Annotated in this window: 14 protein-coding genes; 3 read left to right on the plus strand and 11 right to left on the minus strand. The window is 39.6% G+C overall.

Annotated features, from left to right (window positions below):
• Positions 1-73 precede the first annotated feature (73 nt).
• The 4 genes from CH352_RS17435 to CH352_RS17450 are packed head-to-tail and all read right to left on the minus strand — an operon-like array spanning position 74 to position 11,680.
• The gene (locus tag CH352_RS17435) at positions 74-7,663 is read right to left on the minus strand and encodes a TolB-like translocation protein (protein ID WP_100706988.1); all 7,590 of its coding nucleotides are present in this window, start codon (positions 7,661-7,663) and stop codon (positions 74-76) included.
• The gene (locus CH352_RS17440) at positions 7,660-8,292 is read right to left on the minus strand and encodes a DUF1318 domain-containing protein (RefSeq protein ID WP_100706896.1); all 633 of its coding nucleotides are present in this window, start codon (positions 8,290-8,292) and stop codon (positions 7,660-7,662) included. The genes CH352_RS17435 and CH352_RS17440 overlap by 4 nt, the downstream gene beginning before the upstream one ends.
• Positions 8,293-8,297: 5 nt before the next feature.
• A complete protein-coding gene (locus tag CH352_RS17445) occupies positions 8,298-11,324 on the minus strand; it encodes an LIC_11026 family protein (protein ID WP_100706894.1) in 3,027 nt (1,008 codons plus the stop codon).
• 14 nt (positions 11,325-11,338) lie between these two features.
• The gene (locus CH352_RS17450; RefSeq protein WP_008594836.1) at positions 11,339-11,680 is read right to left on the minus strand and encodes an STAS domain-containing protein; all 342 of its coding nucleotides are present in this window, start codon (positions 11,678-11,680) and stop codon (positions 11,339-11,341) included.
• Positions 11,681-11,877: 197 nt separating this feature from the next.
• Between CH352_RS17450 and CH352_RS17460 the strand changes: the two genes are divergently transcribed.
• From CH352_RS17460 to CH352_RS17470, 3 genes are read left to right on the plus strand one after another with little or no spacing between them, the layout of a single operon-like run.
• A complete protein-coding gene (locus tag CH352_RS17460; protein WP_100706892.1) occupies positions 11,878-12,855 on the plus strand; it encodes a glycosyltransferase family 2 protein in 978 nt (325 codons plus the stop codon).
• Positions 12,852-14,786, plus strand: coding sequence for a hypothetical protein (locus CH352_RS17465; protein WP_100706891.1), 1,935 nt, complete (start codon positions 12,852-12,854; stop codon positions 14,784-14,786). Before CH352_RS17460 ends, CH352_RS17465 begins: the two co-directional genes overlap by 4 nt.
• Before the next feature lie 45 nt (positions 14,787-14,831).
• Positions 14,832-16,847, plus strand: a complete 2,016-nt coding sequence (locus tag CH352_RS17470) for a PAS domain S-box protein (protein WP_100706889.1) — start codon at positions 14,832-14,834, stop codon at positions 16,845-16,847.
• Positions 16,848-16,877: 30 nt separating this feature from the next.
• On the opposite strand, the gene CH352_RS17475 is transcribed toward CH352_RS17470, so the two are convergent.
• The 7 genes from CH352_RS17475 to CH352_RS17505 form a co-directional block, all read right to left on the minus strand.
• Positions 16,878-17,696 (minus strand): sterol desaturase family protein, encoded by an 819-nt coding sequence (locus CH352_RS17475; RefSeq protein WP_100706887.1) that lies wholly within the window; start codon positions 17,694-17,696, stop codon positions 16,878-16,880.
• Positions 17,697-17,766: 70 nt separating this feature from the next.
• A complete protein-coding gene (locus CH352_RS17480; protein ID WP_100706987.1) occupies positions 17,767-18,870 on the minus strand; it encodes an AraC family transcriptional regulator in 1,104 nt (367 codons plus the stop codon).
• Entirely contained in the window at positions 18,867-19,631 is a 765-nt protein-coding gene (locus CH352_RS17485; RefSeq protein ID WP_100706886.1) for a Rossmann-fold NAD(P)-binding domain-containing protein, read from the minus strand. Before CH352_RS17485 ends, CH352_RS17480 begins: the two co-directional genes overlap by 4 nt.
• Entirely contained in the window at positions 19,631-20,932 is a 1,302-nt protein-coding gene (gene purB, locus CH352_RS17490; protein WP_100706884.1) for an adenylosuccinate lyase, read from the minus strand. The genes CH352_RS17485 and purB overlap by 1 nt, the downstream gene beginning before the upstream one ends.
• Positions 20,933-21,101: 169 nt before the next feature.
• Entirely contained in the window at positions 21,102-22,169 is a 1,068-nt protein-coding gene (locus CH352_RS17495) for a hypothetical protein (protein ID WP_100706882.1), read from the minus strand.
• Positions 22,170-22,183: 14 nt separating this feature from the next.
• Positions 22,184-24,022 carry an extracellular solute-binding protein gene (locus tag CH352_RS17500; protein WP_100706881.1) on the minus strand — a complete coding sequence of 613 codons (1,839 nt, stop codon included), beginning with the start codon at positions 24,020-24,022 and terminating at the stop codon, positions 22,184-22,186.
• A 105-nt stretch (positions 24,023-24,127) separates the two neighbouring features.
• On the minus strand, positions 24,128-26,161 hold the full coding sequence (locus tag CH352_RS17505) for a RelA/SpoT family protein (protein ID WP_100706880.1): 2,034 nt from the start codon (positions 26,159-26,161) through the stop codon (positions 24,128-24,130).
• Position 26,162 lies beyond the last annotated feature (1 nt).

A 26,162-nucleotide genomic window follows, 5' to 3' on the forward strand; every position in this document is an offset into this window, starting at 1 on the left:
GCTCTCCCACGAGCCACTCCCCCCACCCGAACCAGGGAGGGGGCGATCCCAATACCTTTGTTGGAATTCCAACTTAATCCTTCGAAATAAACGAAGTCGTAAACAATCGATATCCGTTCCAATATTTATCTATAGGATACACTTCTCTCATCGTATCCATAGTTTTCAAAAAACGATTCCGAAGAGAAGTTTTAGAGTCCTCTTTTCTGGAAGAGATTTCTTTCAGAAATCTTGAATTATGAGTGTCCGTTTGAAATCCAAGGTTTACTATCCCGGGCCCCTTCCAGAATTTTCCTAAATAATATAAGGAATCTCTTAAATTCAAAGAAGCATTTCCAAAACCTTCTAAGAAAGAGGAAGCCAATATCCAAACACCTTGCAAATAGCCAGGCTCCACTTCCGAAACAGATCTATTTCCGAACAAGATCCCTTTTTCTCTATCTTCCACCAAAGGAACGCGAATCACATGAAAAGGAGTGATGCCAGGATTTCCTTTAGGAGAAAGTTCTAAGTTCTCCAGATGGACCAGTTGAGAATACCATTCCGGAGAATTCGGATCATCTTTAGTGATAATACCGAACCCATCCCAGAATTCTTCCTTCTCTTTATGTACTGGATTTTTAAGTAATGTCTCAGGATCCGCAACATAATAGATCTCTTCTTCAGCCTTGGGCAAAATAGGAGCCAGAAAATGATAAGAAGAAAGATACAGATACGTGGTTTTATTTTTAGAAGGACGGATATTCTGACGGATCTCAGTCTCCAATGCCTCTCTCAATAAAACTTCTGCCCCACCTTTATCTGCCTCTTCATTGTATTTATAAATAGAAGCTCTTATTTTTCGGTTATCCTTGAACGCAAGATCACCCTTCGACTTACCCTTTGTAAATTTAATATAAAACGTTTTTAATCCCAGATCCATCAAAGCCAAAAACTCTTGGTTTTCAGGGATCTTCTCTTCCAAAACAAAGGATACCTTATTAAAATTAGGAAGATCGGAATAAAAAATAGAACGCCCAAACAAAGTGGAGCGAATTGCCGAAATTTTGTCCTTGATCAATCCCAAATCGAAGAATGTCTCAGAATCGTTCTGCTGAAAAGAAAGAGTCTGCAAGTATGTTATAAAATCGTTAAGTTCCCTCCTCTCCGCAGGACTAAATTTTTTCTTTTTCCTATGTTTAACAAAACGATTCGCTAATTCCACAAATTCAGATGATTTTTTAGAAGAAGCATTTTCGTATTCGGTAAGATATTCTGAAAAACCGGACTCTGATATTTTATTGGGCCTTTTGCCTTCTAAATAGGAAATTTTTGAATTTATAAATTCAAGCTCGGAAGAATAGAACTCATCCGAAATCCCTTTTGATCTGGAAACCCAATACTTTGCCTTATCAAAATCTCCTCGAGAAAGATACACTTTTGCGAATTCCAGCATGATCCTTGCTTGTCTCGGAAAATTTTTCTTAAAACTTTCCAGATCCGCAAAAGAGTTCAAAAATTCTTCCATTTCTTTTCCGGTTTCTTCAGGTAAAGAATAACGTAGCAAATCTAATACTGAAGATCTGGACTCTGCATCTAATGTTTGAAATAGGGCTTTAGAAGAACTATGGATCTCCGAATACAAAGAAAGAGGAGAGATCCTATGCCCCAGTCTCTTGCGATTTCCTAAAAAGGCCAAATGTGTCGGATAACTTCTCTCTTGAGGATCCAATTCAATTTCATTGGAATTTTCAGACCAATCTTCCTCTTCTCCCAAAAGAGCTTTATCTTTTCGGATCCGAGCCTCCATCTTCTTCCAAGTTTCTAGATCCGATGCAGAAGATATAAATTGTTTTGCAAGTCCAAGTTGAGAAGTAGCTAGATCCGGATAATAAGCCTCCAAGGCTAGATTAGAAAGTCTTAATCTAAATAAGAATGGGTCGTATCTATCCGCGGAAATATTTGAACTTAGAGAATTGCCCGGGAATTTTCCTTCTTTTAACGCAAATATACCGTTTAAAATTTCACTCTTAGCTTCCGGTAATGGAATGTCGCCACAATCCTTATACTCCGTCTCCAATAGTCTGGACAAACATAGGTTCAGTCCTAAATCCTTTTGAGAATTCACATCTCGATTTTCATAACGTAAAGAGAAAATTTTATCTAAGGAAAAATCGGGTTTTAATCTTTGATATGCTCGGACCAAGTCTGATTCAATTTTAAGAGCCAAATTAGAATTCGGTTCCGCATAAGAACGGGCCTTATGCAGATCGGAAAACACTTCCGAAGAATTTGAAATTCTTTCGTCTTTTCTTGACTTCGCAAAAAGCCTTTCTGCATCTTGGTTTCTATTTCCGGATCTTTCCAAAGTTCTGCCGAAACGGATTGCTGAATTAGATACTTTTCCTGTAAAAATCTCTTCCAGAGATCCTTTTACACAAGTTTCTCCAGGACACAGGTACATCTGACTTACCCCTGAACCGGAAAGTCCCGTGTACACCTTTAAGATTTCTTGCCAGCTCGGCTTTTCCGAATATGTAAATATTACGGCACCTAATCTATGTTCTCTGGAAAAAATTTCCCTGAGTTCGAGAGAATCCTTCTTTCTTTCCCCAAAGGCGGAATCCCCTTTTACATCCGGAAAAGGACTAACGAGTATATCAGTATCTTCTAATATATCTGTCCAAGAATCAGAATCCACCTTTCTATAATTCCAACCTGCAATAGGTATAAAAGAAGAGGTCACTTTCGGAGTCCGTTCTTCTCTATTTAAAATAGAAGAAGAAAGTTTAAAACTTATCCCTGGAATCTGAGAGTGCAACTTTTCCCCAATAGATGTATTCCCCGGATCCAAAACAAGGTTATGGCCTGAATTTTCAAAATTGGATTTGATCCAATTTTCTACTTTGGATTCATTCTCAAAGCTCAGAAATTTTACAGAAGAAGAATTTCGGATCTTAGCAACTACGGAACCTCTGGATCCTAATAAACGAATTTCAGTCTCGTTTTGTTTTAGAGTTTCTTCTGGAACTGCTCCGAATGGGTCCAAAAAAGCTGCTTTCTTAGGAAGTTTAGATCTTAAGACTTCTAAAGATTTGGAGACTTGAGTAGCGGCCTGGGCAAGTGCAAGTTCTTCTTTCCTGACATCTCCTCTAATTTCCAAAGAGTTCTGATATTTAAAATAGGTGTTTCTGTAGTTTTTCCAATCGGATTCAAATTTTACGTATTCTACTCTCGATTCTCTAAATTCCCAATTCCCTTTTTGAAAATTACGGAAATTTAATAATCTCTGGAGCCTAACCCAATCGTTAAATGCAGTATTTGTATTTCCTGAATCCAGCTCTGCCCTGATCTTTGTTTCATATAAGTCTCTCAGTAAAAAACTTTTGTTATCCGAGATAAGATGGAATTGTTTTTTAAGAAGCTCTTCCGCCTTAGATAATTTGAGCTTTGCGTTATCAGGCTTTTTAGAGATCAGATCCAGCCTTGCCTGCAGGACCCAAGTTTGGATGAGTTCGGCTCCAAAATAGAAAACATTGGCCATTTCCTCCGCGGCTTTCAAACATTCGTCTGCCTTTTCCAAATCCCCTAATCTGTAAAATACACTTGCCCGACTTAAAAAATGAAACACCCTTTCCTTTCTCGAAAATGGGTCCTTAGAGAGTCCTACTATTTCCTTGGGCAATCCTGAGGGTGTTTCGAGTAAGGAAGAAGAAAGCCCCAATTTTTCAAAACCTTCTAACCATTCTCCCTTTTTTAGATTCTCCTCTCCTGAATAATAGAGAACTGTCGCTTTCAATATATCGAAATCATAATATTGTTTATAAAATGCTTCAGAACATACTGAATTTCCTTCTAACAGATCTTCTGACCAGGAAGGAAGACAGTTTTCCATGGATTCCCTTTTGAAGCTATTTAATTCTTCCAAGGCGTCGTTTAATTCTTCCGAGTAACTATTTTTGTCCTTTTTGTCGGAGGATTCTATAGAGGCGAATAATGAATATAAATACCGTTTAAAACTGCCAGTGGATCTTCCGGAGAGGTTTGCGGATCCTTTTAGAAATTCATTTTCTTCTAAAAAAGCCGCTTTAGCTTTTTCGAATTCGTTTCTTTTATACTGAAAAAAGCCAAGATCAGCGTATGACTGGGACTGAACCAACTGTCCTGCTAAGGTCTTCTTCAAACCTTTTTTACTTACATATTCCAAACGTTTGTTTGTTTCTTCCGCGGCCAGACGATAATTCTGTTCTAATACAAGATTATTTACTCGTATTCCGGAAGATAATAATGGCTGAAATACGGGAGGAATAGCTTCCGGAAATCTACCAGATCCGGAAATACGAACCGAATCCGGAAGAACTGTCTCAAAAACAAAATCCCACATGGAGTCCCAGACAGATTCCCAAAATTTAGGACTCACCTTCTTAGGTAGCCAGAGAGTCGTACGCGAAGAAGCTTCTTTCTCCGCTTGTTTTAAATTTTCTTCCGACTTAGAAATATAACCTAATTTTTGATAAGAAATTGCTAATGCATTTCGAATATTGATCGGATCCACTAGTCGAGACGGCTCGTTTAGCTCCAGCGCCTCAGTTAGATAAGGAAGAGCCTGTGCATATTCTCCCAATTCCATATGGGACAAGCCTGTCAAAGTCCTAAGTAATGTTAATTTTTCCCTATAACTTTGTAGGTTTTTAGCGTAGTCCGTTCCGGAGTATAATTGTAAGAATTCGTTTTTAGAATATATATCCGATGCGCTTTTTAATTTTCGAACTGCGTCCCCGTACTTGGACATGTACATGGAAGCACGTGCAGAATTGAATAAGAAGACCGCCTTCTGTCTATAATCCTCAAATTGCGCCTTAGATATTATATAATTTGAATAAGATTCTACTAGAGAATATTGCTCATCTGCTTTGGGATAATTTTTGAGTAAGAAATAATTATTACCTAAATTCAATCTCAGATCGGAGAGTGCTTTTTTATTTTGGAAATTTTCTCCAAGTAACTCCAAGATCTGACTGTATAGTTCTATATTTTCCTCAAAGTTCTTCTCTGGGAAGTATTTGGAATATTCGTCCTTGTATTTGTCTTCGTCGGCCGGTTCCTTATCGCTAGGCTTTCTGGACTTCATAATATCTACATATTGGTACAACCAACCTAAAAGTTGGTAGGCATCATGATATGTTGGCTCAGCGAATATGATCCATCTGAGCTCATACTCTGCCTGTTTATAATCTCTAAGAGCGGCCTCTTTTTTGATCCGATCCATTGTCCCGGAATTATAGTAAAACGTTTCACGGATCACGGAACGATTGATTAGATAATATGCGTATCCGTATAATGTGGCAAGGTCCAAGAAGGCCCGAGCACGGGGTAAAATCTTTTCCTTCTCGAAATATTGATCTATATAGACGAGTCCTTCTTTTTTATCCAATGGATCAAATTCGAGAGGATTCAAATTTCCTAAAATACCCGAGGCATTTTTCTCGCTCACTGATCTGGCTAATTTGAAAGAAGTATCCACCATCAATTTTTGGTAATAGATGGCGTAGTCCTTATAAACAGTGTCCTGAAAGAGACTTTTACTTTTCGCCAGGAACATATTCTCAGTATTATAAAAATAATGAAGAGAAGCCTGGAAGAAGTCTGATCTATTCTCATAGTTTCTAGCCAGATTCTCAAAATATATAAAGAACCTTTCCATCTCCTTATCAGAGATCTCTACTCCGGAATCATGATCGTAATTTTCTAGGAATGTGCGGAGGGACTCTAATGAATAACGAACGCTCCCAAGACCTTTGAAATTGGAGGATCTTAATAAATGGATTTTTAGAAAGAGCGGGTCCTTTGGAGTGATCTCCTTTAACAAAGGTTCCAGTAGAGAATTACTTTCTGCAAATGCTCCCTGTCCGGAAACCCCAGCAGCCTTAATATACATTAAAAATCTATATAATACGGGAGAACGTTCTTTGATCTTATTAGAAGATTCTATTTTTTCAGAGAGAGAAATTTTTTCGGAGTCTGATTTTCCCGCCAAGATCTGTTCTTCAAAAAGATCGTATAAATTCCGAAGTTCGATCGTTTTGGATTCGGATTCATTTGCTGCTTGCAGAAGTGTAGATGGAATGGTCCAATCCTTCTTCTTCGCTTCCTTTAGCTGAAGAGCACCTATATTTCTTAAAATTTCGTGGATATTATAATATCCGGGAAATCGAGTTACTAACTCTTGTTTTGAGTTCAGTGAAGCTTCTAATTTACCGGCTCTTTCTTCCAGATTTCCAATCTCTTCTAATACGGCAGCAGCCACCTGCGCATCCGCATGATTTCGAATATTAGAATAATATTCTCTAATCTCCGAGATTCCCTTGTTTTCCGATTCTAAGTAGAATACATACGAAAATCCCCATTTAGGATCCAAACGAGACGCACTCATTTCCTTTTTGATCTCTAAAGTTTTTCCGGACTTTTTATATAGTGAATATTTTTCGTTCAAAACCTTGGCCCTAAAAATCGGATAGAGAAGGTCTTCCTTGTAATATAATTCCAACGAATCTAAAGCTAATAGATAGTCGTCTAAGGATTGTTTTTTACCATATTCTTTGGCCAACTCGAATTGTGCGGAAATATTGGAAGCCTTAGGAATAGACCCGCTCAAAGGAAGAAAATAGATATTTAAAGTTCCATAATATGATGCGGTAAATAGAATACTTCCTCCGTTAAAGGAAGAATACTTAGTATCGAATAATGAAAAATTTCCGGAAGTTAATCTTCTTTCCTTCATGTCGGAAAGGTCTAATCGGATGATCAGGCTATTGTCCCTCTCGTCCAATTTCCGGTTCCCGTCCGAATCGGAACGAATAGATGTATAAAACAAATATCTTCCGTCAGGAGATAAACTGGGAGAAAAATCCAAATAAGGATCGTTAGTCAGTCTTTTGGTCTTTCTCGTCGCCAAATCCAAAGAATAAATTTCCCCTTCTCTGGAATCGACATATGAGAGATATACAATCGTATTCCCATCTTGAGACCAATATGGATTTACCGCTCCGGACTGTGTGAGTAATACCGGTTTTTCCTTTTTTTCCGTATCCCATAAGATCAGATTCGGAGTTCCTGGAGTCAGACGATCCGATGAAAACAATAATACTCTATTGTCCTTTCCCCAAACAGGATCCGAGTCCGAAAATTTATCCGACCTGGTGATATCGGAATATTCTGGATTCGTAATGAACTCAAAATCATCGCTTAAGAATCTTTTTCCTTCTAAGATCTTTTTTGCCCAGACTTCAGGTTCTATTTCTAAAAGAACTATATCCCCCGCTGTGTCGTACTGCTCGGATACGAATGCCAATTTTTTACCGTCAGGACTGATCGCGGGTTTGTATTCGGAGGAAGGATGTTCCGTGATAGGAACTACAATGGAACTTTTGAGATCCCTGAACCAGATATCGTAATTTCCTTTTTGTCCCGTTGTATAAAATAAATATCTTCCATCCTTGGTGGTGGAATTATAGAGGTTGTTCCCTCTTTGAACAGTCAAAGGAAAAGGTTTATCATTTTCAGGATTAAAATAGTTTTTGGAGATTGGGCCATAATCGAACTCGATAGGCCTTACCCTTTGTGCAGGGATAAAAACGAGACAATTACAGAATAGAAATAAGAAAAAGAATGGGACGCGTTTCATTCTATCCATTCCTTCTTCTTCCAATTCCCGGCCGAAACCTCGTAATATTCTCCAACATCCGCAGAACGAAGCCAAGTGGTTTGGATACTTTCTTTGATAGATATCTTTTCTTTTTCAGTAATAGTGCGATTCGGATCTAAAAAAGCCTTCTTTAATTTTTCCTTAATTACGATCTCTCTATTTTCGTTTGTAAGTTTGACCAGATCATCGATTCTAGATTTTTGTCTTGGATCTTGGGAGATCTTCTCCGCACCAGCTTCTTTGATCTTAGGATTCCATCTTACTTTTCCATCCAAGCCTTCTGCCAAAATCCCGAGACTTCTGTATTCTCTCAGTTCTCTTGCTAAATAAGCCAGAATACGAAGCGCCATATAGAACTGGTTGTTCGAAACATTTCCGAATTCTTCTTTGATCAGATCTCTTTCCCAGATCTCGGACCCGGAAGAAGAAGTTTTGATAGATGCGATGAGCCATCCGTCTTTCTCAAGGTTTCTATCTTCTCCCAACATCTGCTTTTCTGCCGCTGTTTGGGTCTGGGTAAACGTGATCGGAGGCGCCTTGATCGGACAATATACGAACAAAGGAAAGATTGCAAAAAAAATAATATAGGATTTTGGAATATTCTTCATAAGTTCTACTGATTAAACGTTTCGATCTCATTCTGGGCGCGTTTGAGAAAGTTTGCCAAAGGCATTCTTTGCTGGGATACTTGATTATTCTCCAACTGGATAATAGTTCCTAAAATGGAACGTTTGAATAGAATCACTGCGTATACCAAACCTTTGGACAATTCCAATTCTATCTTATCCACCGCATAACTACCGTAAATAAAATCGGTGAGTATATTGGAAGGTGCAAAAATATTGATCGCACTTTTCCCAAAATCGTTCCCGATCTGATAGATACTAAAAAACAAATTTAAGTTCGGGACCGGATCTCCCAGATTTCTTCCCCAAAGATTTAGATCCGCTTTTACCTTTCCATCGTCTATCTTGGGTTGGGTCTTAGCAGGAAGCAATTGTTTTAGATCTATATCCTTGACTCTTAAAGAAACTGAATATTCCATTTTTTCAGGATCGCCGGAGCCCACGTTAACGATCATATCCTTACCCCAAATTTCCCCGTCCAAAGTATATACTTTGAGATAATCCATTCGTAAATAATTTTCCGAGTATTCTAGATTGGCAGAAAGTCCAGGAGAATCCGCTTTAGGCCTGCTGTATTCGAAAGGAGTTCCTTTTAAAGAGGGGTGGTTTCCGATGATCTGTCGGATCGTAAAATTCGGAGCAGGCGTCCTTCCGTAATTCATTACGAATTTTCTTTTATTTCCTTCGATCAGATTTTTAGTCTCTTTTACGGACAGATCATGAGCGAATGGAACATCCGCATTCCATCCGTCTATTCTGTATAATTTACAATCGTATCCTGGACAAACCCCGCTCTGCACCAGTACATTAGAATTTTTGGATATTACATTTCCTTGAACAAGACTTCCATACAAATTAAACTTAACTCCTGCTTCTCCTTGGAAGAAGAGCCCTTTAATCAATCCACTTTCCTTAGGAGATAAAAGTTTCAATTCTCCCTTTAAGTTAGGAACAAATTCTCCCATCGAAGGAGGAGGCCCGTTTTTAGATGCTTTGATTAATTCTCCTCCCAATCCTAAACGCAATTTCTGGGAGAATGCACTCAATTCAAGTTTATCAATCTTGATCTTAGAACTTGGACTTCCGATCATCTTTAGATCTAAAGAAAGTTTTCCGTCTCGTAAATTCATTCCAGGCAGGTCGACTCCCAGACTTCCTTGGATATTCTGTCCATGATTTCCGAGTGAATAATAAAAGTCTCCGTCCAGCCCGATCTTCTTTCCCACTTGGTTTCGGACTGGGATCAATGTTTCCCGGAGGGATAAAGGAAGAAGTGGAACAAGATATTCTAAGTCCAGATCCAATCCCGCTTTTTTCAGATCTAATACGAAAGGTTCTCCAAGCCCTATCCTTCCGCCCGTATTCAATTTTACCGCGGAGTTTCCTTCCGGGGAGAAAGCTTGTAGGTTTAGATTGGATACTAATATTTCCTCTAGGCCCCAGGCTTTTTTAGGAAAATAGAATATAGCTTTTAAGCCGCCTTCCAAATGTATATTTCCGGAGTTTCCTCTCCCCAATGGGAATCTAAAACCTTTGGCTCTTAATTTTAAGTTCGCATCTAACCCCGAAAAATCTTTTCCTAAGGCAGAAAGTTCTGCGGAGAATTTTCCTGAATACCCTGTAAGATAGTCTCCAAGTCCAAAATTATCCAATTTCAGATTTAGATTCGGTCCTTCTGCCTGGGAATAGTTTAGGTTTCCTTCTAATAGTATTTGATTATATATTACTTTCAGATTTTTGAATGTAAAGGATCTCATCCAAGGAATTGGAACCTTGGGGCCTGGATCTTTTTCACTCTGCGGATCGATCCGAACGTCCCAATCCAAATTGAAGACAGGAATAGAATGTCTCTTCTTCCCTACCCTGAAATCCAACGAGTTTCCTCGGATTTCTCCCAGGACTCTCAGATTGTCCCAACCGCCTTCCGCTAAGATCGGGGCAAGGCTTGCTTCTCCGCTCATGGAGAAGGAATCGAATCCAAGACTATGCAGAAAATCTGATAAAGGCGCGAGTCTTATCCTGGATTTTTGGATAGCGAGATTTACTTTTCCTGAATCTTCTGCGAAGTCGGAAATTTTTCCACTTCCTTCCAGCCAAGTATCTTCTCCTACTTTCCATTCTAAATTTCTAAGTAGTACTTCCTTCTTCTCGGGAGAAACATCTATATCGTATTTTAGCGAAAAACCGAAAGGTGCGCTGACTCTGTTTGCAATTCGTATCGGTATTTTTTCTGAGCCTAAATCAAGCTTAGAGTGGAATCCGGATTTGGAACCTTCTGCCCTTTCCCAAACCAAGGTACATCTAAATGGATGATCCAGTCCTCCGGAAGAATCTTGGAATTTAAGTTTTATCTGATTCTCAGGATTCAACTTCACTTGGAATTCGTCGATCAGATCCAAAACTTTCAGATCTAATGGAATTCGAGTGAAACGATTCGTATCTAAAAGAAATCCAAGTTCTAATCCTTCCAATCCTGCCGAGTAAGATTTAGATCCGTTTTCTGAATTTACACGAACATCGATGCCTTTGAGATCGAGTTCTAAGAATGCACTGACCGGGATATAAGTTCGGATCTCAGTAAGAGGTTCTTTTTTTTCGGTAATGACTTCTTCTTTTTTGCCAGGAGGAAAAACGGAGGAGATATTCCATAGGCTTCCTCTTTGGTGGAGGTCCAACACCAATCCCTGAACGGATATTTTGGAAATTTTCAATCTTCCAAAGAGGATAAGAGGTAGATTGTAGGAGATCCCCAGTTCCTTAGCCGTCACCACAGGATTCTGATCCCAGTCGGTTGTAGGATACAATTTTACGTCAGTGAATCTGAATCCGTAGAATGGAGAAAAACTTCTGACATTTGCCTCGAACTTTCCCGCAAAAAAGGAAGACGCAATTTTATCTACGAGGATCTGTCCTGTGATTGAGTTGAAAAGGAGATGATAGAAGAGAAAAATCCCCGCAATGATCCCAAGGCGGAGTTTTTTCTTTTTCAAATACTGTAAGAACTCGGAAGCCAACCGAAATGTTTAGGCTAATACTCGAAGGATTCGATAGCCTCTTCCAGCGTTTTGTAGATCTCGAAAATGCTGGCTAACTTTGTAATCTCCATTAAATTTTCGATATCGTTATTCAAATTGGTGAATACCATGCGACCTTTCAAACCGTCGATATGTTTGTAAATGTTAAGGAACATCCCCAAACCGGCTGAGTTGATGAAAGGAACTTTTTTCAGGTCGATGATAAACTTCGGAACGTCACCTTTCGAGATATACTCCTCGATTTTTTGACCAAGCTCGAATTCATTGCCCGCTTTGATCGGGCCTTCGATCTTGATGATGTGAACGTCGTTTTTAGTGGTGACTTTGATTTTCATAACCCTTTCTTGGATTTTTGTGCTTATATAAGATCTGCATTCCAGCCTCCTTGTAAAGCGCTTTTTTGCAGAATTGGCCAGCCGAATCCCTCGAAAGCTCCCAAAAATCAAAGAGCAACTGGTTTCGACTCTGACAGAAATTACAGGAAATATTGTCGACATTTTGACCGAATACAAACATCGTACCAAGGTCAGCAATGCCCGCAAAGCCCCCTCTTTTATCCCTAGTCATTCCCGTTTATAACGAGGAAAAAACCATCCCCGAACTTGTAAAAAGACTTCGGGGTTTACTCACTATCTTAAAGGAAAAACATCACTTCGGAAAAGAGGATGCAGAAATTCTTTTTGTAAACGACGGTTCAAGAGATGGTACCTTCGATGTATTAAAAAAATTCTGCGAATCAGAGCCTGGGTTTTTTCTTCTGAACTTATCCAGAAATTACGGACACCAATTAGCCATCACTGCAGGAATCGATACTGCAAGAGGCGAAACAGTTGCCGTCATGGATGGAGATCTGCAAGATCCTCCGGAATTTGTTGCGGATCTTTATGCAAAAATGTCGGAAGGTTACGACGTCGTTTATGCCAGAAGAAAGAAAAGAGAAGGTGAGTCTTTTTTCAAACTAATCACAGCCCATGTTTTTTATAGGATACTGAAAAAACTGACCAGGTTCGAGATCCCGATCGATACCGGAGATTTCAGGATCATGAGCAGAAGGGTGACTGATGTTCTAGTCTCCATGAAAGAGCAACATCGTTATATTCGAGGATTGATTGCTTGGATCGGTTTCAAACAAACAGGCCTGGAATATGATAGGGATGAGCGTTTTGATGGAGAGACTAAGTTTTCCGTCAACAAGATGCTCAGGTTCGCTTTAGATGGGATCACTTCCTTCTCCTCTGCCCCACTCAAACTTTCCTCTTATTTAGGATTTGCTTCTGCATTTTTTGGCGCATTGTACACCATCTATATTCTATATTTAAAACTATTTACTGATAATACCATCCAAGGTTGGACTTCGGTCATGATCGTAGTGTTGGTATTAGGTGGGATCCAGCTTATCGCATTGGGCATGATAGGCGAATATCTAAGCAGAGTACATGATCAGTCCAAAAATCGCCCTCTGTATGTGATCGAAAAGATCTATTCTGTAAAACCGAAAAGTAAAAGATGAACCGCACCTGGGATAGAGTTTTAGGAATTTCATTCGGCATCCTTGCCTTATTTGCCACTGGAGTTATGATCTCCAAGAATTGGCAGGCATTCTTAGAGATCTGTCCGATTACGGATCTTTTGACTTGGGATGAGAATATCCGCCTAACGGCAGTATACGATCAGTTCCAAGATTATAGAGACGGTAAAATTTGGAGGGCTACTCTTCCCTTCTTAGAAGCGGCAACCTGGCCACCATTAAGACCGATATTATCCCTCTTACTCTTAGCAAGTCCGGGAGAATGGTCAATCACTTGGAAGGATTCCTTTCTGGGTTTGGCATTCTATGCTCTTTGTTTTCCTTCTATCATTTATATAGTTTCCAGGATTTCGGGATCTTTTCTTTTCGGAAGTTTGGTTTCTATTTTCGTATTGGCATTAAGCCTTCATACTTCCGAAACTCCTGCTTATAGTCTTTCTTCAATGTTGGAAACTCAAGGGATGTTCATTCTTCTTTGGGTGTATTGGGGATTATACAAACTTTATGATTCCGTAAAGGATCTAAAACCTGGAGAAAGTTTGCCTTCCGGCTCCAAGGTGGCAGCGTTAGTATCTGCGGTTTTGATACTTCTGTTTTTTACGAAGTATCCTTACGGACTTTTGCTATTCATTTCTATCTTTTTGTTCGAATTGATCTCCAGATTTCCGGAATGGATCGGATTTGTTCGATTCTCCGTCAAGGTCCATTACAAAGGTCTTAGGCTTTTGTTTTTAATCTTAGTGGTTCTACTCGTACTTTCATTACCTGTCTTGAGAGTGGTGACAGATTGGAATCTGGATCAAAGATCATTTAAGAAAGTATTATATTTCCTTACAGTTCTTCTTTTCTTAGACTTTAATTATTTCTTATACAGAAATAGAAAAGACTTAGGAAAAATTTCTCCTCCTTCTATCAAAATACTTTATTTGTATGCGATCCTTCCTTGTTTTATCTGGTTATTTACGAACCTAGACAGGGTAATGAGCTTAGTAAACGCTCAAATGATCGTGAATAAATTTGTTCGCAGTTTTATTCTAAGTTTATTCGAATCTCCAGAGGACAAATTCCCTGCGAGCCATGTATTTAATGAACCTTGGATCTTTAGGACCTTCTCCTTATTTTCTTTGGGCGCAATCGGATACTGGCTCTATCTAAACAGAAAAGAAAAAATTTCTTCTCCGGAAGCACATGGAGAAGGAAGAATTGATTCCCTACTTGCTAAATTGCAGAATATCAACTGGCCAAAATTCCCCAAAGATCCGTTATTCGCGATCACTGTAATCGTATTCTTACAATACATCGTCATTGATGCGAGCACTGGGAACAAACAATTGCGCCACGTATTCTATCCATTGCCTGCCTTACTTACAATACTAAGTTTATGGTCTTTCAGATTAATTCAAATTTCTGATAATAGTAAAAAGTTAACATTCTCGGTAGTGTTCCTATTCTTCTTAGTTTGGGCATCGAGCCTATTTGTAAAAGAAGGTGGATTATTCAGCCAAACCTATCTTTCCAAAAATCAGTTCTGTTTAAAAGGATTCGATACTGCTACATTTGAACCTGCAAGAGAGTTCGCAAAAGAGATAGATCCGCAAGGGAAATACATTGCATTCAACACATTCCATGATGAAGAGAACTTCCAAGTACCGGGAAGAATTCTCGCCTCCGAATTCGATCTTTTGTTCAGGCAAAAAACGGTCGAAAAAGGTAAATATCGCAACGATAGCAAATACAAATGGAAATCCTGGGAAGAGTTTGACAAAGCTGTGTATGTAGGACCTTCCTGTGAGTTACCTCCGAAGGTTCTTTCCAGAGCGGAAAGTTTAGGAATTACCCTCGATCTACTTAAAGAAATTAAACACCCTAACGGAGATTATTGTTTCAAAGAATTTCGTCTTATTAAAAAATAATCGGACTTAACCGAAACCTGTTTTCGGTAAACGGCTGAAGGCATCGTGACTCATCCTTGGTTATTACCCACCATTATCGCGGCTACGCCTTCCGCCTTTTTTCTATTTTTTATTTATCTATATTTATATAAAAAAGAAGGACAGAAGGCATTGCTTGCTTGGTCCATCTGTTGGGCATTCCATCTCTTTGGTTATTTAGGAAATATCATGCAAGTAGGAGGGGCGGACTCTTACAAATATTTTCCAGCCTTCTCCATCGATTTTATCAGAGCGCTTTTTCAATTCTTAGGGTGTTTTTATTTTTTAAATAAATCATTCTCCAGGCCGTTTCAGGTCTTGTTCGCACTAACCGGCATATGGGCATTATATTTGGATTTTGAAAAGACTCAAGATCCGTATTTAATCTGGCCAATTTATATTTTAATAGGTGGATCCCAAATTTATACCGGGATCATTTTTCTAAAGACCAAAAACTTGATCCCTAGCTTAGGAAAGTCGATTGCGGGTTGGATCTTTATTCTTTGGGGAATCCATGTATTCAACTATCCATTTCTAAAATTTCATCCTGAATTCGGTTTTATCGGTTTTTTCCTAGCCGGCCTGTTTAGATTTTCCTCTGCGATCGTGATACTACTCGTATTCTTCGAAGAGACAAAGGCGGCACTTTCCAAAACGGAAGGAAATTATAAAAAGATAGTAGATACAACCTTAGAAGGGGTCTGGCTTATAGATAAGGATTCCAAGACTATATTCGTAAATTCTAAAATGGCTGAGTTTTTGGGAATGAGCGAAAAAGAACTCATTGGCAAAAGTTTATTCGATTTTGTTACAGTAGATAGACTGGGCTCGGTAAATAAAAGACTAGAAGAAAGAAAACAAGGCCAAGCGGAAGTCCACGATTTCTTTTTCAAACGCCCGGATGGAGAATCTGTCTGGTTATTGATGTCCACAAATCCAATCTTCGACTCCCAAGGGAATTACGAAGGTGCACTCGCTATGTGCACCGATATTACTTATTATAAAAAGACGGAAACCGCATTAAAGGAAAGTGAAAGACAGCTTTCCACTCTGATCCGAAATCTTCCCGGTATCGCATATCGTTGCGCGTATGATCCCGATTGGACCATGGAATTTATTAGCGAGGGTTGTTTCGAACTTACAGGTTATTCTCCTTCTGATTTCGTTTCCAATCGCACAATTTCTTTCGGGGAGATCATTCATCCTGAGGATGCGGAAAGAGTATTTAATGAAGTTACGGACGCGGTCAGCAAGAATATTCCGTATAGACTAGTCTACCGGATCTACCGTAGAAGTGGAGAAATGCGCTGGGTATTCGAACAAGGTTCCGGAGTCAAAGGTGATAACGGGGAATTGATCGCCCTGGAAGGTTTTGTGACCGATTTCACTCAAGTAAAACTTGCGGAAGAAATTATGGCAAATGCTCTCCAGGAAAAGGATCTTTTACTTAAAGAAGTGCATCATAGGGTCAAAAACTATCTGCAAGTATTATCCAGTTTGCTTTCTATCCAATTAGAGCAGATAGATGGAAGTAATCCGACTCAAGTTCTCACAGAATCCCAAAACAGAATTTTATCGATGGCCTATGTGCATGAATCCTTATATGGAAAACATAGGATCAGCGATGAATTCTTTCCTGAGTTTGTGAGCAAACTTGTGGACAGCCTTCTCAAATCCTTTGGTCATAAAAAAGAAGAGATCCAGATTTTCTTGAATTGTGAATCTCTTCCGATCAAACAGAATTCTGCAATCCCGATCGGCTTGATATTAAACGAATTAGTCACCAACGTTCTAAAACATGCATTCTCTTTTAAAAAACATTCAGACGAAAAGATCATCAAGATCTCCTTTTACAAAGAAGGAAATTGGATCCATTTGGACGTTTCGGATAACGGAAAGGGAAAAACTTCGAATTCGAAACCGATAGACTCTCTGGGTTTGGAACTTGTAGATCTTTTGACCAAACAATTAAAAGGTTCAGTGATAGATCTTTCTTCCGAACAAGGGACCGTTACAAGAATACGATTCCCTGCTTCTTATTAGAAGTTCGCTCGTAGAAGCTCCTACATCTCGTTAGAAGACCGTTGTCGGAGTTCCAACGTCTCCTACAATTTCAGGTTCTCGACTAGTCACTTCTCTAAATGTATCAAAATAATCTTCGTGATTGGTCCTCATAATCCTATCCCAAATATTAAAATACAAACCGTAGTTACAATTAAAGTATTTATGGTGCATATTATGATGAGTAGTAGAATTATGAAGTCTTAATATTCTATTTTCTATAAATCCCTTAGGAAAAAGTTCGAAAGAAAGATGACCTAACACATTTAAAAAATTGCTATAAAAGAAAAACACAACAAGTGCAGTTGTATGCACCGGCAGAAATAAGATCACCAATGGAACGATCCCAGCTTCGACTACCGCTTCATATGGATGAAAAGAAAACGCTGCCCAAGGAGAAGGATTCGTGGATTTGTGATGCACCAAATGCATTCTTTTAAAAAGGAGAGGATGGTGCATCAACCTATGTGTCCAATAAAAGTATGTATCATGCAGGAATATTAATGCAACGATGCTGAATAGAAGATAAGGAACTCCGTAGTCCTCGACCTTATCGTAGATAAAAGTCCAACCTGCCTTTTTCATTAAGACCACCAGAATTCCGGAGGCCGCAAAGATCAAAAGAGTAATCGCCGAATATTTGAGTTCGTGCGTAATTTTATCTTTTTCAGGAAGTTTTTTCTGGATAATCTTATGCTTAAGCTTATCCCTGAAGATCACCCATATAAAAACATATGCGATACCAGCCATCAAAATATAGCGGAACCATAATATCCCCAAAGTCAGAAAATAATAAGCTGTATAGCCCATTTGATCCACGATCTCGTTCATCCCATTCTCTCCGTGTGCGCACAGTTTACACGATAGAACTGGGATTGGCCTATCCGATTTTTAAAAATCTCTAGCTGATTTCAAAATCGGCGGTATTTTTTAAGGATTCGTCCCTGCCACGGTTACGGCGGAATTCAGTAGGAGTGACTCCGGTAAGTTCTTTAAATGCCCGGTTGAAAGGTCCTAGAGATTGGTAGCCCAAATCCATAGCGACTCGAATGATTGGGATTTCATCTTTTCCTGAATCCAAAAGTATCTCACATGCTTCTTGGATCCTATAACGATTTAAGAAGTCCGGAAAATTCCGAAAACCCATTGCCTGGTTGATCAATCTTCTGAGTTTGTATTCTTGCACTTCTAAGTCTTCTGCAAGCTGTCCGATTGTCAGACCTTCTTTTCTATAAAGTTTGGTCTCTTCAAACGCAGAGACTAATTTTTTCTTCAATGCGGGGTCGGCATAGACAGCTTTTTCTTCTTTACCCTCGGTCTCCTCTGGTCTTGGGTCCACGAGACCTTCTTTCAACTCGAAGACCAAATACATGAATGCAAGGATCAGTCCCCAGGCAAATACAACATTTGCCAAATCTAAAATTTCAGATAGGATCTTACCCCTTAGGATCAAGTGAGAAAACATATTAAAAGTGATTACGCTTCCGGTCATCAGAATATGAACTTCGCGTAACCTTCTTCTTGTTTCTATCAAATCATCCTTTCGTCCAGAATAGATCCGAATGATCGCGGCAACAACAAAGCCCAAAGATAGAAGAGTAGGAATAATGATGTGAGCAAGAACAGTTTCTGAAACGATAGGCCCTCTCATATTGATCAGATCTAATACCGGATAGACCGACCAAGCGGAAACACCAACCTTACAAAAGAGCAAAAGCCAATGCCAATATTTGATCTCAAAATGATCTTCGAAGATGGCAAGACTGATCATCCAAAAGAAAAAAGGTAAACTGATAAGACCTGCAAACAAGAATACTCTAACGGGGTAAGGAATTTTGAGATCGGGATCTAAGGATAGAATGATATAACAAACAATCCCGAAAGAAAAACCTCCGGCGATACGTATCCTAAGATCGTAAAAGTATCTCCATCCGAGAAGTCCGATGATAAAGATTAAATTCGAAAGACAGAATAAATGTAATATGTCCGTGATCTGTGAGATCAAATGAGTTCTTCCAGTTTTTCCAATTCTCCCCAAAAGTCCTTTGTTTGTAAACCAGGAAGAAATTTCCGGATCAAGCTGCTGTCTATAAAACTGTCTTCTCTATCCATCTTTTCTTCGGGAATGGCCTGGATCTTACCATGATCCTCTAAGAATCGGAAGATCTCCAACCAAGTATGCCATTGCCCATCGGATAAAATTAGCTCGGAAGGCAGATCATTTCCGGGATAAGAAAGAAGCAAACGTACCGCTTCAGAGATATCATCCCCGTGGATAAGATTCAATTGCCGTTTAGTCTTTTTAACGGAGCCTTTCCTTGCCCAGTTTGCAGGATTTCTGCCCGGTCCATAAATCCCGGAAAGCCGAAGGATCTTGCCACCCTTCTCCAAAAATTGGTTTTCTGTTTCGTAACGATCATGCTCCGGATCTAAAGGAGTCTTTTCAGTAATATCGGAAGTAATCCTTTGATAGATGCTAGTAGATCCAAACATCCAAACAGTTTTAGAGATGGAGAATATAGTATCAAAAACTTGTTCCCTATTCTCTAATTTTTGAGCGGGGAATGTGATAAGGCTTGCGTCAAACTTTGCGCCCAGGTTCTCTTTGCGGAAATTTTCCAATGCAGCCCGATCGGATAGATCCAGAAGAATGGAATCTTCCGCTTGAGTTTCTCTGGAAATCCCTAAAACAGTATTCTCTTTTTTTAATGTATTTAGAATACTTAGACCGGTATATCCCAGCCCGAAGACCGCAAACTTTGACATTACTCAAGACCGAGTCTTTTATAGATCAATCCTACTTTATCTAAATAAGGAGAAATTTGGAAGATAGAATCTAGATCTCCAGGTTTCAGGACCTTTTGCACTTTAGGATCTTCCGCTAATCTTGTCTTCAGATTTTGGGAGATATCCGCCCAAACAGCCATCGCATGTCCTTGCACGATCGCATAAGCATCCTCTCTAGTAATCCCACCTTTTTCAATCAAGTGAAGAAGAACCTTTTGAGAGAAGATCAAACCTCTTGTGGTTCCTAATGTTCTTTCGATCGCATCAGGATACACGTGCAGATTTTTCACTACGAATAACATTTTGTCTAAGATATATTCCAGAGCAATCGTGGAGTCCGGAACAACTATCCTTTCTGCGGAAGAATGTGAAATATCTCTCTCATGCCATAATGCTACGTTTTGCAAAGCAGTAGAAACATTAGAACGGATCACTCTAGAAATACCGGAGATCCTTTCGCAGATCACAGGATTTCTTTTATGAGGCATTGCAGAAGATCCCTTTTGTCCCGGTGAAAAAGGCTCCTCAACTTCTCTACCTTCCGTTTTTTGAAGAAGACGGACTTCAGTTGCAAAACGATCCAAACTTGCAGCAGTTACACCTAACGCGGACATATAAGCAGCATGTCTATCTCTGGAAACTACTTGAGTCGCGATCGGATCGGGTTTTAATCCTAACTTCTCGCAAACATATTCTTCAATGTCAGGTTCTATATTAGAATAAGTTCCGACTGCACCGGATAATTTCCCTACTGCAACTTCTTCTTTTGCCAGGGCCATACGTGCCCTGTTTCTTTTCATTTCTTCGTAGAATAATGCGAACTTCAGACCTAAGGTCATCGGTTCCGCATGAATTCCATGTGATCTACCGATACAAGGAAGGTCTCGGTATTGGATTGCCTTCTCCTTAATCGCTTCGATGAGCTGATCCGTTTTTTTCAGGATCAGATCCATTGCCTGGACCATCTGCACACAAAGTGCGGTATCGCCAATATCGGAAGAAGTGAGGCCATAATGCACATGGCGACCTGCAGGTCCGATATACGAATTCATATTAGTCAAAAATGCGATAACGTCATGGTGGACCTTGGATTCTATTTCCAGAATTTCATCCACATTGAATCTAGCTTTAGAACGGATCTCTTCGAAGTCTTCTTTAGGGACTTCTCCTTTTTTCATCCGGGCTTCGGTTGCTAATATTTCGATCTCTTTCCAAATATCGAACTTGTTCTCCAATTCCCAAATTTTAGAAATTTCCGGATTCGAATACCGATCAATCATTCCAGTTTATACCCCTATTGATAAGATTTTTATCCGGGGTTGTCCCGTAAACGGCTTTTCATAAAGGTTTCGCACAGAGACCACGGAGAGCACTGAGGATTGGTTTTGTAGGAGCTCCTACATCGCCCATTTTATCTCTATGTTCTCTGTGAACTCCGTGCGAACCTACTTAACCTAACTCAAAAGAACTCACAAACTCTTTGATCAGATTGATATGATCCACTTCAGGCGAAGGATTTTCCTTGCTAGGCTCATAAAGATGTTCATCGAAAACATGGTAATCGAAAATTTTAAGTTCGAAGTCGGGAATAGTGATGATGATGTTTTCGGAATGGATATCGAAGATCAGTTTTTCTTCGGACGCAAGATAGCGGGTCACCTCTATCACTCTATGGAAATCCAAGGCGATTTTTTTGAGCTTGGCCTTATTGATGATCCCGAATCTATGAGTATCGAAGTTTAATTTCCATTTGGGGAAAAGTGCATCCTGGATCGGATTCTGTCTCACCTTCTCATTCAATCGGATGAATTCTTTTAAATGTTTTCCAGGTAATAAATTTTGGTTATCGCAAGGAGTGAGGGTAACTACCGGAACACCGAAAGGGCTTCTCCTGTAACGTAAACCCATAAAAAAACGAGTGGGAAGTACAAGATCAGGGATCAGACTTTTCAATTTCCAATAATGAAGTCTTTCCAATCCTAAACGAGCGAACTTAAAACGTATCTCGTCTCTTTTGGATTCTCCCCAGGCGGACTTTTGCAAATGATGCATTAGTCCGATTTCTTCTGTTTTCAAATAACGTTCCAAGTTATTCTGAACTTCCTTATACAAAGAACCAAAAATAGGATCAGAAGGAAGTTTGGATTTTCCTATCTTGACAACCTGGTTCCAAGGAAGTGTATATACGAATTTATAAGAACCTCTTCCTATATAATTCTCCGAAGCAAGAGGCATAAAATTATCCAAAAACTCTCTGCCATATCGATGCGTTATACGAAACACGTGAGAGACTGGAAAAAGTTTTTCGTAAAATTTTCTTAAAAACCCCGATTGCCTGAGACGGAAGTCGATAGGCAGATCCTCTTTTGGGATCTGAGAATCCGCTCTGTCCGGATCGAAAAATAATTCTTTATCTAGACCCTTTTCCAGGATCTCGATAAAGCTTGGGATCCCGGGAGAGTTCCAAAAATTCCGGATCGCATCTCCGAATTCGCTGAATCTTCCCTTCTTTGCCATTAGAATCCCATTATTTATTTAGAATGGTAGTACAAGTCTCTTTTATAAGGAGGAAGAGCCGTCTTATTCTTCTTAGAATTTTCCAATGCCTTGTCTTTTTCTGCGTCTATCCACCATAAAGACTTGGCTGCACCTTCTCCAGAATATCTGGAAAGAGGATTTTCTGGTGTTCCGAATCTATTCCAATAAAGAACTCTCGTGGATTTAATCCCCCAAAGAAGAACGTAGGGAACCTCTTTAGTTAAGATCTTATCTATCTTCTTTAAGATTTCTGTTCTTTTTTTAATATCGAATTCCGTTTTTTGCTGCTCGATAAGTTTGTCTACTTCCGGATTTTTGAAACCGTTATAATTGTTCTGTCCGTTTTCGTTCGCGTATTTAGAATCCCAATGATGTTCCGGATCCGGAAAGGAACTTCCTGCTCCCCAAGCGGCCCAGGTAACATCAAAATCATACTTGTCCATTCTTTCGGACCAGTTAGCAAGATCTGTGCTCTCTATAGTAACTTGGATGCCAAGTTCCTTTACTCTTTCCATGAATAGAGTAAAATATTTTTCAACACTTCTATCTCTTTCCAGGATATGGATCACAAATTGTTGTCCGTCTTTTTCCAAGAAACCTTTTGCATTGGGTTTCCATCCAGCTTCCGCAAAAAGTTTTTTAGCTGCTTCCGGATCATAATCTATCGCAGGATTTGGTAATTGTCCTTCTTCCCATACGGAACCGTAATAGGAATCTGTGAGTTGGTATTCTCCGAAAGCGAGTTTGTCTACCATGAGTTTTCTGTTCACCAAATGAGCGATCGCCTTTCTGATCCGAACATCGTCGAAGGGTTTTCTTCTCATATTGAATGCCCAACCCTGAAAACCCGATTTTTTATCATTATAGATCTTTTGTTTTACGATATAATTCTTATCAAAAGGCTCTCCGGTCGTATCTTGAACCCAAGTCGCGGCTTTATACACCGGATATAGATCTATATCACCTTTTTTGAATGCTTGGAATGCTACTGCGTCGTCGTTGAATACCTTAAATATAAGAGTATCAAAATTGTCCGCTCCCTTATAAAAAGGATAAGCTCTCATCCAATAATCGTTCCTACGTTTCATTTTCACGTAGATCCCTTTTTTGGCCGACTGTAATTCGTAGGGTCCGGAAGTCACAGGAAACTCGAAATTTTCCTTATTAAAATCTTTTCCGGCATAATAATGTTCCGGAATAATAAAGAAGTCGTAAGCTATAAATTCAAAGTTCTTCCAATGGATCTCTTTTTGAGTAAATTCCACTTCGTATTCATTGACTAACTTAGGAGTTTCGAAACGAGAAAGGTCAATCCGATGAAGCGCAGTATTATTCTTCTTATTCATGATCGTTTCGTAAGTGAATAATACATCTTTAGCAGTGATAGGCTTACCATCGCTCCATCTGGCATTTTTATCCAGATTGAATGTAAAAGTTTTTTTATCGGAAGAGATCTTCCAAGAAGAAGCAAGTTTAGGAAGAGGCTCCATCGTAATTGGATGTCTTTCCAAAAGTGGTTCGAACATTTGACCGAAAATCTCGGCAGTGGTAGAGAAATTTTCCAAATACCAGTTCAAAGACTTAGGATACTGATGACTATAGATCCTAAAAATCCCTCCCCTTTTTGCGTTAGGAGAAACAGAAGGATTCGGCTTTCTCAATGCTTCCGGGATACTATTCGGATCCCCTTCCCAAGGAAGATCTTCAGTCGCTACTGAGATCTGGACTTCTTCCTTCTCTTTACAGCCGTTTGAAGAGAAAGTGATTACGGATAATAAAAGTGTAAAATAGCAAATGTTTAGGAATTTGGAATTTTTTAGAGCAAGGTTCAAAGCACACCTCTTAGGAATGTTCGTGTTCGAAAGCTTCCGGGAAAACCCGATTTCAGGCAAACTTAAATGTAAAATTTCCGATGAAAAGATAGAAGGACTAAATCCTTATTTAACCCTATGAGCAAAGACCACGTCAGGAATACGCTTTAAGTTGCCTAGGATCTCCTTCAATTGGTCCAAATGTTCGACTTCGATCATAAAGCGGGCCATCAAAGTATCCTTTTGCACTGTAGAAGCCCCCGCTTCCAAAATATTTGTCTGGGTTCCTGAGATACTTTTTACCATCTCCAAGTAAATCCCCTGACGATCCTTTGCTTTCACTTCCACTCTAACAGGTACAGGTTCCGTTTGACCATAGTCCCAATCCACAGTGATCTGTCGGAGTTGTTCTTCTTCTCTTTGTTTTAATGCAACACTACAATTCTTTTTGTGAACGGAAACACCTCTTCCTCTAGTTACGAAACCGATGATCTGGTCCCCAGGAAGAGGAGAACAACAACCTGAAAGACGTACCGGAATATCTCGAAGCCCTGCGACCAAAATTTTTCCACCTGCAACTTGGCCTTGTTGATGAGTCTGCTTCGAAACTTTTTCGGAAGGTTTACGTTTAAGTTCTTCTAATACTTCCGCATTCAGAGTGAGCTCTGCAGCATTCTCCGCACCGTGTTCCAGATCCTTGCTCGTCTCTTCTCTGAGTTTTCTGAAATAAGCCCGTAACTTTTGTCTGGCAGAAGGAGTTTTAACAATGCGAAGCCAGATAGGAGAAGGTTTGGATCTTTTGTCTATTACAACTTCTACTTGATCACCACTTCTAAGTTCTGTGCGAAGGGGGATCATTCTACCGTTGATCTTAGCTCCCTTACAATGCAAGCCCACATCTGTGTGAATTCTGAATGCAAAGTCCAAAACCGTTGCACCTTTAGGAAGTTGTATAATCTCTCCCTTAGGAGTGAAAACAAATACTTCATCTTCATGAAGATCATATTTTAGTTCTTCTAAAAATTCTTTAGGGTCTAAAGCGGAATCCTGCCAGGTCTGTAGGACTTCCAACCACTTCACGGTTAGATGTCTTTCGTTGGCATGAGTTTTACCTTCTTTGTAAACCCAGTGAGCAGCGATCCCGAATTCAGCGATCGCATTCATCTCTGCAGTACGGATCTGAACTTCCAAAGGTTTTCCGTCGGGACCAATCACAGTCGTATGAAGCGATTGGTACATATTTGTTTTAGGAGTTGCGATGTAATCCTTAAACCTTCCCGGGACAGGAGACCAAAGTGTATGCACAATCCCTAATACACCGTAGCAATCTTTGATCTCGTCGGTCACGATACGGATCGCTCTTAGATCGAAAATTTCGTCGAAGGTTTTTTCCTTCGTTTTCATCTTACGATAGATGGAGAAGAAATGTTTTGCCCTTCCTTCTACATTCGCGTTGATCTGAATTTCAGCGAGCCTTTGTTTCAGGATCAGCTGAAGTTTTTCGATATAATCTTCTCTTTCAGACTTTTTAGCGCTGATACGCTTTTTAATATCTTGGTATTCTTCCGGAAAGATGACCTGGAACGCGAGGTCTTCCAGTTCGGATTTAACTGAATATATACCTAATCTTCCAGCAATTGGAGCGTATAAAGAAAGAGTTTCGTTTGCGATCCTTCTCTGTTTTTCAGGAGGTTGGAAAGAAAGAGTCCTCATATTGTGAGTCTTATCTGCAAGTTTGATCAGAATGACCCGAATATCCTGGATGGTTGCGATAATGATCTTTCGGATATTCTCCGCTGCTTCCGTTTCCTTGGATTGGCTTTTGATCTGAGAAATTTTAGTCACACCTTCCACAAGCTGAGTGATCTCAGTCCCAAAATCACGGACCATATCATCTCTCGTGTATTTTGTGTCTTCTATCACATCATGAAGGATCCCGGCAGAAATTACCTTCTCGTCCAAGCCTAACTCGTATAAGATAAAACCTACTTGGAGAGGGTGAACTATATAAGGTTCACCCGAAAGCCGGAATTGTCCTTGGTGAGAATCTTCCGAAACCTTATAAGCCTTCTCGATCATTTCCAAGGCTTCGGGTCCCATAGTTTCCAGAACCCCTTCGATTAACATTTCTTTGGTGGCAGGAGCCTTAACAAATCCCATC

The sequence above is a fragment of the Leptospira hartskeerlii genome, from assembly GCF_002811475.1.
In the GTDB taxonomy this organism is placed as follows: domain Bacteria; phylum Spirochaetota; class Leptospiria; order Leptospirales; family Leptospiraceae; genus Leptospira_B; species Leptospira_B hartskeerlii.